Annotated in this window: 10 protein-coding genes; 4 read left to right on the top strand and 6 right to left on the bottom strand. The window is 58.4% G+C overall.

Annotated elements, in window-relative coordinates; translation table 11 throughout:
* Window positions 1-240: 240 nt before the first annotated feature.
* The 3 genes from ACVDG9_RS10335 to ACVDG9_RS10325 all read right to left on the bottom strand — a co-directional run bounded on the left by ACVDG9_RS10335 (window position 241) and on the right by ACVDG9_RS10325 (window position 4,570).
* Window positions 241-1,332 carry a metal-dependent hydrolase gene (locus ACVDG9_RS10335; protein WP_447237903.1) on the bottom strand — a complete coding sequence of 364 codons (1,092 nt, stop codon included), beginning with the start codon at window positions 1,330-1,332 and terminating at the stop codon, window positions 241-243.
* Between the two features lie 220 nt (window positions 1,333-1,552).
* Entirely contained in the window at window positions 1,553-3,397 is a 1,845-nt protein-coding gene (gene ilvD, locus ACVDG9_RS10330; RefSeq protein ID WP_031270774.1) for a dihydroxy-acid dehydratase, read from the bottom strand.
* 201 nt (window positions 3,398-3,598) lie between these two features.
* Entirely contained in the window at window positions 3,599-4,570 is a 972-nt protein-coding gene (locus tag ACVDG9_RS10325; protein WP_447237902.1) for an AraC family transcriptional regulator, read from the bottom strand.
* A gap of 137 nt (window positions 4,571-4,707) precedes the next feature.
* On the opposite strand from ACVDG9_RS10325, the gene ACVDG9_RS10320 reads away from it, so the two are divergent.
* Complete coding sequence (locus ACVDG9_RS10320) at window positions 4,708-5,112, top strand: DUF4345 domain-containing protein (protein ID WP_447237900.1); 405 nt, start codon at window positions 4,708-4,710, stop codon at window positions 5,110-5,112.
* A gap of 92 nt (window positions 5,113-5,204) precedes the next feature.
* Here ACVDG9_RS10320 and ACVDG9_RS10315 read toward each other — a convergent pair whose 3' ends face one another.
* From ACVDG9_RS10315 to ACVDG9_RS10305, 3 genes are all read right to left on the bottom strand, one after another.
* On the bottom strand, window positions 5,205-6,311 hold the full coding sequence (locus tag ACVDG9_RS10315; RefSeq protein WP_228868590.1) for an alkene reductase: 1,107 nt from the start codon (window positions 6,309-6,311) through the stop codon (window positions 5,205-5,207).
* A 112-nt stretch (window positions 6,312-6,423) separates the two neighbouring features.
* Entirely contained in the window at window positions 6,424-7,023 is a 600-nt protein-coding gene (locus ACVDG9_RS10310; RefSeq protein WP_023004070.1) for a TetR/AcrR family transcriptional regulator, read from the bottom strand.
* 103 nt (window positions 7,024-7,126) lie between these two features.
* On the bottom strand, window positions 7,127-8,326 hold the full coding sequence (locus ACVDG9_RS10305) for an ABC transporter substrate-binding protein (RefSeq protein ID WP_055653752.1): 1,200 nt from the start codon (window positions 8,324-8,326) through the stop codon (window positions 7,127-7,129).
* Window positions 8,327-8,620: 294 nt separating this feature from the next.
* Between ACVDG9_RS10305 and ACVDG9_RS10300 the strand changes: the two genes are divergently transcribed.
* The 3 genes from ACVDG9_RS10300 to ACVDG9_RS10290 all read left to right on the top strand — a co-directional run bounded on the left by ACVDG9_RS10300 (window position 8,621) and on the right by ACVDG9_RS10290 (window position 11,841).
* Window positions 8,621-9,805 carry an SH3 domain-containing protein gene (locus ACVDG9_RS10300; protein WP_296602966.1) on the top strand — a complete coding sequence of 395 codons (1,185 nt, stop codon included), beginning with the start codon at window positions 8,621-8,623 and terminating at the stop codon, window positions 9,803-9,805.
* 227 nt (window positions 9,806-10,032) lie between these two features.
* Complete coding sequence (locus ACVDG9_RS10295) at window positions 10,033-10,509, top strand: hypothetical protein (protein WP_447237899.1); 477 nt, start codon at window positions 10,033-10,035, stop codon at window positions 10,507-10,509.
* 141 nt (window positions 10,510-10,650) lie between these two features.
* A complete protein-coding gene (locus tag ACVDG9_RS10290) occupies window positions 10,651-11,841 on the top strand; it encodes a lytic murein transglycosylase (protein ID WP_077290062.1) in 1,191 nt (396 codons plus the stop codon).
* The last annotated feature ends 56 nt before the right edge of the window (window positions 11,842-11,897 follow it).

Raw genomic sequence — 11,897 nt, 5'->3', positions numbered from 1 at the left:
CAAAATTCCAATGAGCAAAAATTTCAATTTAAGTAATTGAAATACTTGACCAAAACCCTCTCAACCACGCCAACTCCAACGACGTGCCGGGTATATTCCATCAAAAAACATGCTCAAAATTAAAGCAGCTAACAATCTGTAAAACCTGAAGAATTTCCGCTGTTACTTGCCAACAGGCGGCTTCACATCAACTCACACAAGCGGATTGCAGGGGCATCTGTTTCAAAGACCCTGCAGTATCTAACCGGAAGTCTCACCAGCAAGCGCACATGCCTGCCCGGCAATGGCCTCACCAGTTCCTGCAACAGCTGCCTCCGCCTGGCGCACCGCTACCACACCCTTGAGCCTGGCAGTCAGCCACGTCCAGTCTTGAGGATCCACCCTCACCTCTCCCGTTGCACTACGCGGAGGGATCTCCCGGAAGCCATCGTCCTGGGCGTCGGCAATCGCAAAGCGGAAAACATAGTTCGGGGTCATGCCCATGCGCAGATCGGAGATGACGAGTTTTCCGTCGTCCAATTCGGCCCTGTAGTAGCCACGACTGAACCAGTCCAGTTTCCGGAAGGCTTGCGTATCTTCAACACAGGCAACGAGTTCCGGGTGTCGCGGATGGGTATAGATCTCCGGTTTCCCGCCCTCGTCCAGAAGCGAATAATACAGATTGTCGTAGCGGTCTTCCTGAAGGCCGATAACCTTCCAGACGAGAATGTTGAAGGGAGCCGCAATTGCAAAAACCTTGTCCGGAAGAATGCCTTCCTGCCTGAACAGATCCTGCGCCTTCTGCTCGACATGACGCTGAAGGACGACGCTCAGGCCAAGATATCCGGTCGAAACCACCAGCGCAGCCGTCATCCAGGCCTGAAAGCGCCGTGTCCAGTTTTTCCTGAACAGAGCCCAGATCACGACGGCCAGAAGAGGCAGGGTATAGAGCGGATCAATAATAAACACCGACCCGACGCCGACGGGATCCGGATAAAAAGGCCAGAACAGCCGCGTGCCGTAGACCGTCATTGCATCAATGCCTGCATGGGTGGCAAGACACAGGAAGACAGTGAGCCAGGTCAGCCAGCGGCAGTCCCTCAGGCCCTTGAACAGCCTTATGAGCCCCTCGCCCAACAATGGCGCCGCCAATGCATGCACAAAGACCGAATGGGTCCAGCCGCGATGGTAGACGAAACTGTCGATGGGATCGTCATAGGGGATCAGGACATCCAGGTCCGGCAACGTCCCGAGGACCCCGCCGACAAGAGCAGCCTTTCTGGGGCCAAGTTTTTTGCCAAGGAGTGCTGTGGAGACGGCTGCGCCGAGAACAAACTGGGTAAGAGAATCCATCTACTGCCTTGGATCTGAACCGGAAGATAAGCCGGATATGTGCGGCGGAAGCATGCGAATGACAAGGGTTTGGGCGAATTGATTTCCAGAACCACCAACAAGCCTTCGGTCTGAAGCGATTGTCTTGCCTTGTCATAACCTTGAAATGACAAACGCCCCGCGGCCTATCGGGCGCAGGGCGTTGCAGTTGCGGTTTGCCAAAATTCAGTTCAGCTCGTCGTCAGTCGACCACCCGGAAGGCGCCCTTGGAAGCGCTGGTGGTCAGTTTGGCGTAGGCGCGAAGTGCCGTTGAAACCTTGCGCTTGCGGATCTCGACCGGCTTCCAGGCCTGATCGCCCTTTGCTTCCATTGCAGCGCGGCGTTCGGCAAAGACTGAATCCGGCAGATCGACCTTCAGAACACGGTTCGGAATATCGATCACGATAGGATCGCCTTCCTCAACCAGTCCGATAGCGCCGCCTTCGGCAGCTTCCGGCGAAATGTGGCCAATGGAAAGGCCCGAAGAACCACCCGAGAAACGGCCATCGGTGATCAACGCGCAGGCTTTACCGAGTCCCTTGGATTTCAGGTAGCTGGTCGGATAGAGCATTTCCTGCATGCCCGGACCACCGCGCGGACCTTCGTAGCGGATCAGCACCACGTCGCCTTCCTTGACCTTGTTGGTCAGGATCGCGGAGACGGCACTGTCCTGGCTCTCGAAGATCCGAGCCGGACCGGAAAACTTCAGGATGCTTTCGTCAACGCCGGCGGTCTTCACCACACAGCCGTCCTCGGCAATGTTGCCGTAAAGCACGGCGAGGCCACCGTCCTTGCTGTAGGCGTGCTCTGCTTCGCGGATGACACCTGCCTTGCGGTCGATGTCGAGATCGTCCCAGCGACGCTCCTGGCTGAAGGCAACCTGTGTCGGCACCCCACCCGGCGCTGCCCGGAAGAAATTGTGCACGCTCTCGGAATTCGTCTGGCGAATATCCCAACGCGAAAGAGCTTCCTTCATCGTTGCGGAATGGACGGTCGGAAGGTCCGTGTGCAGCAGCCCTGCCCGGTCCAGTTCGCCGAGAATACCCATGATACCGCCCGCCCGGTGGACATCTTCCATGTGGATGTTTTCGACCGCGGGCGCGACCTTGCAGAGCACCGGAACCTGTTTCGACAGACGGTCGATGTCATCGATCGTGAAGCCGATTTCACCTTCATGGGACGCTGCCAGAAGGTGCAGGATCGTGTTGGTGGATCCACCCATGGAGATATCGAGGCTCATTGCGTTCTCGAACGCCTTGAAGTTCGCAATGTTCCGCGGCAGCACGCTTTCGTCGTCCTGCTCGTAGTAGCGTTTAGCAAGATCGACGATCAGATGCCCTGCTTCCACGAAAAGCCGTTCGCGATCTGCGTGGGTTGCCAGCGTCGAACCGTTGCCCGGCAAGGCCAGGCCAAGGGCTTCCGTCAGGCAGTTCATGGAGTTCGCCGTGAACATGCCCGAGCAGGAGCCGCATGTCGGGCAGGCATTCTGTTCCATTGTCAGAACGTCTGCATCGGACATCCGGTCGTCGGCAGCGGCAATCATCGCGTCGATCAGGTCGACAGACTTGGCAACGCCATTTTCCAGCACCACCTTGCCGGCTTCCATCGGCCCGCCGGAAACGAAGACAACCGGAATGTTGAGCCGCATGGCAGCGTTCAGCATGCCCGGGGTAATCTTGTCGCAGTTGGATATACAGACCAGCGCATCTGCGCAATGGCCGTTGACCATGTATTCAACCGCATCGGAAATCACTTCGCGCGAGGGCAGCGAATAGAGCATGCCATCGTGACCCATGGCGATACCGTCATCGACCGCGATGGTGTTGAATTCCTTGGCGACACCGCCAGCCTTTTCCACTTCTCGGGCAACCAGCTGGCCGAGGTCCTTCAGATGGACGTGGCCCGGCACAAACTGTGTGAAGGAGTTGGCGATGGCGATGATCGGCTTGCCGAAGTCGTCGTCCTTCATGCCGGTCGCGCGCCAAAGGCCGCGCGCACCAGCCATGTTGCGGCCGTGAGTGGATGTTCTGGAACGATACGGGGGCATTTTCGTTTCTCCCTACGTGTGCAGGCCTTTGTCCCTCCGGCGCGACGTGCTGCCGGAGCGGATCAGGTTTCCGCGCCCGATTTAGCTCTGATATGGGTTTGACAGGTTTTTTTGCCGAACGAAAGGCCGGAATGGGAAAAAAGAGTACGCTCCGGTACGGTTACCAGTCACAGCCGTGGCCGATGCTGAAATCACTCCGGTTTATTGCCTTCGATACGCCCCCGGCGACGTCCCGACAATTCGTTTGAAGGCCCTTGCAAATGCTGCTTCGGACTCGTAGCCGAGCCCGATGGCAATCTCCGCCAGTGTACGCTTTCCTTCCCTCAGATCCATTCGTGCCAATTGCATGCGCCAATGCAGGACATACTGCATGGCACCTTCCCCGGTCAGTTGCTTGAAGCGCGCGGCAAATGCGGAACGTGACATACCAGCCCTTTCCGCCAATCTGGCAATGGTCCAGCCTTCCTGCGGAGCCCGGTGAAAGGCCTGCAGGGCCCGCCCGATCTTCGGATCGCGCAAGGCTGCAAGCCAACCTGTTTCAAGCGCCTCGTTGCTCTGCAGCCACGCCCGGATCGCCTGTACAACGAGAATATCCGTCAGGCGTGTCAGCACCGTTTCTCCGCCAGGCTGCGGATTGCGCGCCTCTTCTGCCAGGTAATTCAACGTGCTGTAGATCCATGGGCCGGCGTGCTGAGCGAAGGTGTCCAATCGTATGACCGGGGGCAACAGCTGCTGCAGTCGTTCGGCAGCCGCGTGGTCGAGCTTCAACACACCACAGGTCATCCGGGTGACGGCCCCGCCCCCACCAAAAATCATGGTTTCGTATGACGGACTGTGTCGGATGGCAGGAATGTCGAACAGAGGCGTTGCGACAGCTTCGGCATCACTTTTCATGACAACCGGTTTGCCATGCGGCAACAGCACAAGCTGCCCGGCGGTCAAGGAAATCGTCTCGCAGTGCTCCGTCTGCAGCAAACAACTCCCCTCGGTCACCACCAGAAGAACCATCTGCCCACCCATGTCCGGAACATCAATCGCCCAGGGAGCTGACAGTTCGGGATTGCAGTAGAAGGTTCCCGTGAGCCTTAGAAGATGCAACACATCGCCAAGCGGGGCAAAATCCAGCGAGGGCGAGGATTGGTCGGCTTGCAAGACCGGGCTCGGCAAGGACATCAGGAACTCCCACTTGAACGCTGGTCACCCGCCCAGAAATCTGGACGATCTGCAAGTTTTCTTATTCTTTATATCATAGATCATCTGACGCACGTATCAGATCCTGGATTCCAGTTCAAACGAACCGGAGACAGCCAATGAACACCCTGAGCAAAAAAGCCGCCCTCGCCCTGTCCGCCCTGACCTTTCTGGTGATCGGCTCCCTCATCGTCTTTGCGCCGGAGCTACTGTTTTCTTCAAACGGAATAACCCTCAATCCTTCCGCGGCGATGATGAGCGAAGTTCGCTCACCCGGCGTTCTCATCTTGCTGGCGTGTTTCGCCGCTTCGATGGGTCTTTTCTATCGTTCGTGGGAGACAATCGGATTGCTGGTGTCCGCCGCCTTGCTGCTTGGCTATGGCACAGGCCGGCTTGTCAGCCTGGCCCTCGACGGCATGCCCCCTGCACCACTTGTCGCCGCGACCGCAGTGGAGTTGGGACTTGGCTGCTGGTGTGCCGCTCACCTGCTTGCCAGCAGGGCAAATCCCCCTTTGCACGCATAAAAAGAAAGCCGGTGCGGGTCGAAACCCTGCACCGGCTATCCTTCAGACCGCCCCGGAGGGGGTGGATGTCGGGCGGCCCGAAACCTTCTGGATTACTCCGCCGCGACAGACGCTTCTGCCAAGGTGGGATAATCCGTGTAGCCTTTTTCGCTGCCGCCATAGAGCGTATCGGTATCCAGCGCGTTCAACGGAGCATTCTTCTCCAGCCTCTCGACCAGATCCGGATTGGAAATGAACGGACGGCCGAACGCGACCAGATCGACTGCGCCTGTTTCCACTGCCTCGATTGCGGAAGCACGGTCGTAACCGTTGTTGCCCATATGGGCGCCGTCGAAGAGTGCGTAGAGAGCTGACAAATCGCCACCATTCGGGATATCGCGCGGACCACCGGTCTGGCCTTCAACCAGATGCAGGTAGGCAAGACCATAGCCGTTGAGCAATTTGATCGCGTGCGAGAAGGTCGCTTGCGGATTGCTGTCGGCAATGTCGTTGGCGCTGGAGAACGGGCTCAGCCTGATGCCGACCCGGTCACCACCCAGCACACCAACAACGGCATCCATGACTTCCTTCAGGAAGCGGGTCCGGTTCTCGATGGATCCGCCGTAGGCATCGTCACGCTTGTTGGAGCCATCGCGCAGGAACTGGTCGATCAGATAACCGTTGGCAGCATGCACCTCGACACCGTCGAAGCCAGCTTTCTTCGCGTTTTCGGCGGCTTTTCTATAGTCCTCGACAATGCCCGGGATCTCGCTGGCGTCCAGCGCACGCGGTGTCGGCGTATCGACGAATTGCGTCCCGTCAAACGTCTTGGATTTGGCAGCAATTGCAGAAGGAGCCACCGGATCTGCGCCACCCGGTTGGAGAACCGGATGCGAGATACGGCCGACATGCCAGAGCTGAATGACAATCTTGCCACCTTTTGCATGAACCGCATCGGTGACCTTCTTCCAGCCCGCCACTTGCGCATCTGAATAGATGCCAGGCGTCCATGCATATCCCTTGCCCTGCGGCGAGATCTGCGAGGCCTCGGTGATGATCAATCCCGCTCCGGCACGCTGATCGTAATATTTCACTGTCAGATCATGCGGTGCATCGTCTTCGTGCCGAGCCCGGTTGCGGGTCAACGGTGCCATCACGATACGGTTCTTCAGTTCGATTGCCCCTGCCTTTGCGGGCGAAAACAGTTTTGCTTCTGACATGTTCTTCTTTCCTTTTGAAGTTTGTCTGCTTCACTATTTCTGGACTAAACAGTCCAATATTATGCGCACAACTCCGTGGTTCTTCATGAACGCTTCCACACCGCCCGGGCGATTATGGCATCAGGACGGTCCTTGCCTGCTTCAGGGTTCTGGCAATCCGCTCTGCCGGAACTCCAGCCTTGCGCAGCGCCAGGGTTCCAATGGCAAGCGATGAATAGGCGCTCGCCCTATCCCGGACAGCATCCGGGTTGTCCGGGTCGATCGCCCTGGCAAAGAGGTCTTCGATATTTTCCAGGTGACGACGGCCAATCTCGGCAACCTTGTCGTCATGGGGCGCAAGTTCGGTGATGCAATTGACCAGAAGGCAGCCCCTTGGCCCCCCTTTCGGATCGGACAAAGCCTGCATCATCGCGTCCACCGCGTCATCTTCAGCGGTTTCGGCAACTTCCTTCAGGCCACGGATTCCGTTTTTCGAATAATGCTCCAGCGCTCGCAGAAACAGCGTCTGCTTGCAGCCGAAAGTGGCGTAGAAACTGGAACGGCTAAGCCCCATTGCCTTGGTGAGATCGTCCAGAGACGTCGCTTCGAAGCCCTTCTGCCAGAAGACATGCATGGCCGCCTCAAGCGCCGCCGCTTCATCGAAGCTGCGCGGCCTGCCCGGACCTGCCGTGCGTTTTTCCGAGCCGGAAATATGGACCTCTGCGTTTCTCATGCCTCTGATATGGACTACGCAGTCCAGAATGCAAGAGGAGCAAGTCTGATTTCTGGACCGATCGTTTCAGATCATCCCGATGCCTGGTCTGTGCAGGATAAAATTACATACGGCACGAACCGGCATAGGCATCGCCGACATCGTCGAAGACCCGGGCAACGGCTTCCATCTCATAGAGCTTGCTGGTGCGCCGGACCCCTTCCACAATATAGAAATCCTGAATGGGAAACTGGTTGGAATTGAAGCGGAAGTCGCCTCGAACGCTTTCAAAGGGAGCCGCACTGATAGCCGAGATCAACGCTTCCTGGTCCTTGATGCCCCCGGTCAGTTCCAGGGCAAAATGGATCAGCTTGGCAGCATCATAGCCTTGGGCAGCGTAGACCGAGGGTTCGTACTTGTAGGCCTTGCTGAACTCCCGCACGAACCTCTTGTTGGCCGGATTATCAAGGTTTGGCGCCCAATGAGATGCGCTGTAAAGTCCCTCAGCCATCTCCGCCGTATAGGGTAGCGTGACGGCATTGACCGTGTCGGACGAGAGGAACGGTACAATACCCTTCAGCCCGGAAGTGTGGAACTGTTTCACCAGTTCCACACCCATGCCGCCCGGCATGAAGGTGAAAATCGCATCAGGTTCGATTTCCTCGATCTGCTTGAATTCATCCGAGAAATCGGTCTGACCCAGTTTCGGGAACAGTTCGCGGGCGATCTGTCCCTTGAAATGGCGACGGAACGCGGCAACGGCATCCCGGGCAGCTTCATAGTCAGGAGCGATCGTGACGACGTCCTGGTATCCTTTTAGGCTGGCGTAACGCCCCATCGTCTCGTGGACCTGATCGTCCTGTGACGCGGTGGAGAAGAAATAACGGCTGCAATTGCGCCCGGCGATCGGCGCTGGCCCGGAATGCGTTCCGATAAACAAGGTCTTCGACCGCACGATAGGATCGTGCACGGCAAGCATCACCTTGGAGAAATTGACTCCGACGATGAGATCGACGCCATTTTCCTCGATCAGTTTCGTTGCCTGCTCCAGCGCATTGTCCGGATCCAGCTTGTCATCGACCACGATTACATTGGTGGGCAAGCCACCAAGCGCGCCATTGGATTGCTCGACGGCCAGCATGAAACCGTCGCGCATGTGTTCACCGTAGACGGCCGCCGGGCCGGACAGTGTCGCCAACAGACCGATCTTCAATTCCTGCACATCCTGCGCGGCCGCCGAGTGGCACGTGAGCGCCATTCCAGCAGCAACGCCCGCCGCCAATCCGACCGTTCGAGAGATGAGGTGAGAGATCCAGCGCGTCATGATCTTTTTGCCTGTCGTTTCTGGCTTCGCCTTTCGCCCTGCCCGGGCGAAATGCCTGCCGTTCATTCTACCGGCAGGCCGTTTGCGCGCAGTTTGTCAGAGACAGGTTAGGCTTTTGCAAACGCACATCCATTTGGCCCCGCAAGACCACAGACCCGTCACATTTCATGCAAAATTCCCTACTGCCGCCGCAATCCGGCCTGCGTGCCGACGCATTAACGAAGATTAATGCTTCGGTACCCAGATATGGCAACCGCTCCGAGCGTGCCCGAACCGCAAAACCAGGAGGGCCACATGTATTCCGTCACCGCGCCAGCCAACACTTGCGACTTCCCCGAAGGCCACGATCCGGACAATGCACCTCAAAAGAACGAGCTGAAGCTCGTCGTTCCCAACGATCCGTCCAAGGACGATGAAGTCCCTGTTAGCGAAACCGAAGTTCACACAGTGGCGGCAGACACAGGTTCTGACGCCAGCACACTTGCCGCCAAGATCCTTCAGATGCATGCAACCGCCGACGAACTGAAGCCGACAGCCTCCCGCCGCCCGACACTGACAGGTGCAACGGACGAAACCGGCTTCGATATGCCAGGCGTGTTGCGCACTCCGGTACGAGGCTCCCGGAATATCGGTCTTCAGCCTGAACAAGTCCCCGCACCTGCAGCCGTTTCCAAAGCGGCAGCCAATTTCCGGCATGGTCCGAGCTTCAGAACACTGCTGGTCAGTACACTTGTGATTGTCGGCGTCGGCGCAGGAGCAATCTATTTGAGCCTGAGCGACCTGCTGGCCGGCAAAGAGGCAGACAGCCGCACGGTCCAGACCCAGCAGATCAATACCGAACCGACGATCGAGAGCCTGATTGCCGGCGCAGATCCCGAATACCAGGGCAGGACGGATCTGACCGCAACACCGACCGCGAGCGCAGAGCAGGTAAAGTCGGCCAAGGACCGTATCCGCGAGGTATTCGCCTCAAGGTCGATAGCGTCCACTGCACCTGAAGACCATTCCAACCCGCTGGGTCATGACACCAACAAGGTTGCCGACGACAAGATCCAGTCGCGACTTGCTCCAGCTCAGCCCGCCCCCGTCAGAACCAATAGCCAATCGGCACGCGGTACCACCAACACCCTCGTTGCCAGCGCTGCTGCAGCAGTGCAGGAGACCGACGAAAATCCGGTATCGGATGCATCGCCGCTGGGAGCTGACATTCCGGCTGTCACGGCACCTGACACCGACACCGCATCCGCCTCTACTCCGGAAACCAGCGCCGCCGCGTCGGACTTTCCGCTTTCGGCAAAAATCAAGTCATCCGTGAACCTGCGTGAAGCGCAGAACAAGGATGCGACGGTTCTGGCCGTCATCCCGGCTGGAGCCGAGGTTCGTTTCAACACGTGCGGCAACTGGTGGTGCGGCGTTCAGTATGACGGCAAGACCGGCTACGTAGGTGAAAGTTTCCTGGAACCCCAGCAGCAGCCATGAGTAAAACCTGCGTTTGCCAGGTAGAGCCTTGTTAAGTGTCGAAGCGTAATATCCCGTCGATTTAGTTTTGCCCTGCGGACCGCGGGGACAGCTGCATCGACGGGCGCAATCAGCAGCGCCTGTGTCGATTGCTCTCGATATGTCGCAACATTCTTCCGGCCGGTCTCGGCATTTGGATTGTTGCGCTTTCGCGGTGCAAGTCTGGCACTGCAGACAGGAGACGGACCATGGCGAACCGCGCAGCCCTCAGCCTCAGCGCTTCCCTTCTCTTCATTTTCCCGGCCGCAATCACGCAAGCTCAGGCGGATGGAACCGATTGCACAGTCTATGCGACTGACTATGCCAACGCCCGCATGGGCAGCGGTGATGTCGTCGGAGATGCTGTTTCCGGCGGCATGGCCGGAGCGGTTGTTGGCGGCGAATGGCGCGGGGCTTCGGGCGCTTATCGTGGCGCCCGCGCCGGTGCAGCGCTTGGCGTCCTGGACAACATGGGCTCAATGCCCGGCGGTTGGCAGGCTCTTTACGACATGGCCTACCAGATGTGCCAGCAGCAGACGTCCGGGGTAAACGCCCCCTATTACCAGTCCCCCAGCGTCGGAACGTCTTCCTCCGACTGTCGTTCTTCAGCCAGCGTCAACGCGCCGCTGAAAAGATCCCCGAACGGCGGCATCATGGTCGGCTCTGATTTCGGCAATTGCCGTTAGCACCGCAGCTTGCTGCCAAAGACTTGGTGGAAGAGCGCAGCTCGCCCTGCCAACGGGTTGACGTTACAGGCGAAGCACAGTCAACTATGGCCGATTTTTAAAGGCTCCGGCCTGCCTTTGCGCCCAACGACAGGATTTTTCATGACACTCCGCTTCTCCCCGAAAATCGCTGCCACCGCCCTCGCCGGTTTCTGGCTCGCCACCGCGCCTGCTCAGGCGCAGCAGTGTGGCGGCGACTTCCGGCAGTTCCTTGCAGGCGTGAAACAGGAAGCGATTGCCAAGGGCCTTTCCGCGAATGCGGCAGACCAGACCCTGGCGGGCGCGCAGGTCGATCGCAAGGTGCTGTCGCGCGATCGGGCGCAGGGTGTCTTCAAGATGACCTTCCTGGACTTTTCCAAGCGGGTCATCTCCGGCTACCGGATGAAAAACGGTGCCGCGAACATGAAGAAATACGCGAGCGTGTTCCAGCGTACCGAATCCGAATATGGCGTTCCGGCACCTGTCATTACCGCTTTCTGGGCGCTTGAAACGGATTTCGGCGCGGTTCAGGGCGATTTCAACACCGTCAACGCACTGGCCACGCTCGCTCATGATTGCCGCCGCCCGGAACTGTTCCGGCCGCAACTGATCGCTGCCATCGAGATGGTCCAGCACGGTGATCTTGATCCGCGCAGCACAACCGGCGCCTGGGCAGGTGAGATCGGTATGGTTCAGATGCTGCCGGAAGACATCATCAAGTTCGGCCGCGACGGCGATGGTGACGGGCACGTGAAGCTGAAGGAAAGTGCCGCCGATGCCATTCTGACTGCCGGTGCCTTCATCCAGCATCTGGGCTGGCGCCGCGGCGAACCCTGGCTGCAGGAGGTCAAGGTACCGCAGAACCTCAACTGGGCCGAAAGCGGTCTCGACAAGACCAAGACCGGTGCCCAGTGGGCTGCTCTAGGCGTGCAGCCGCGCTGGGGTCAGATTTCCGGCAACCTGCCCGCTTCGCTGCTCCTGCCTCAGGGCCGCAAGGGGCCGGCATTCCTCGCCTATCCGAATTACAACATCTATCTGGAATGGAACCAGTCGTTCGTCTACACGACCACTGCCGCCTATTTCGCGACAAGGCTCGCCGGCGCACCGGTCTACACGGAAGGCAACCCTGACCTTGGCCTGGACGACGCCCAGATGAAGCAACTTCAGTCGAAGCTATCCAGCATGGGTTATGACGTCGGCAAAATCGACGGCATCCTCGGTTCCGGCACCCGAAATGCCGTGCAACAGGTGCAGCAGAAGCTTGGCATGCCGGCCGATGCCTGGCCGACACCTGAACTGTTGAACCGTCTCTGAGGTCCAAAATCAGAAGACCGCTAATTGCTGCGGTTCTGGACGACACATTGGCAAAT

Source organism: Roseibium sp. RP-7, assembly GCF_053005225.1.
This window is presented reverse-complemented; position numbering and strand designations above follow the sequence as displayed.

Coding starts and splice junctions, on each gene's coding strand:
- ACVDG9_RS10315 (WP_228868590.1), bottom strand. CDS start 6,311: ATGTCAGAAGCAAAACTGTTTTCGCCCGCAAAGGCAGGGGCAATCGAA.
- ACVDG9_RS10295 (WP_447237899.1), top strand. CDS start 10,033: ATGGCGAACCGCGCAGCCCTCAGCCTCAGCGCTTCCCTTCTCTTCATT.
- ilvD (WP_031270774.1), bottom strand. CDS start 3,397: ATGCCCCCGTATCGTTCCAGAACATCCACTCACGGCCGCAACATGGCT.
- ACVDG9_RS10310 (WP_023004070.1), bottom strand. CDS start 7,023: ATGAGAAACGCAGAGGTCCATATTTCCGGCTCGGAAAAACGCACGGCA.
- ACVDG9_RS10290 (WP_077290062.1), top strand. CDS start 10,651: ATGACACTCCGCTTCTCCCCGAAAATCGCTGCCACCGCCCTCGCCGGT.
- ACVDG9_RS10305 (WP_055653752.1), bottom strand. CDS start 8,326: ATGACGCGCTGGATCTCTCACCTCATCTCTCGAACGGTCGGATTGGCG.
- ACVDG9_RS10300 (WP_296602966.1), top strand. CDS start 8,621: ATGTATTCCGTCACCGCGCCAGCCAACACTTGCGACTTCCCCGAAGGC.
- ACVDG9_RS10335 (WP_447237903.1), bottom strand. CDS start 1,332: ATGGATTCTCTTACCCAGTTTGTTCTCGGCGCAGCCGTCTCCACAGCA.
- ACVDG9_RS10320 (WP_447237900.1), top strand. CDS start 4,708: ATGAACACCCTGAGCAAAAAAGCCGCCCTCGCCCTGTCCGCCCTGACC.
- ACVDG9_RS10325 (WP_447237902.1), bottom strand. CDS start 4,570: ATGTCCTTGCCGAGCCCGGTCTTGCAAGCCGACCAATCCTCGCCCTCG.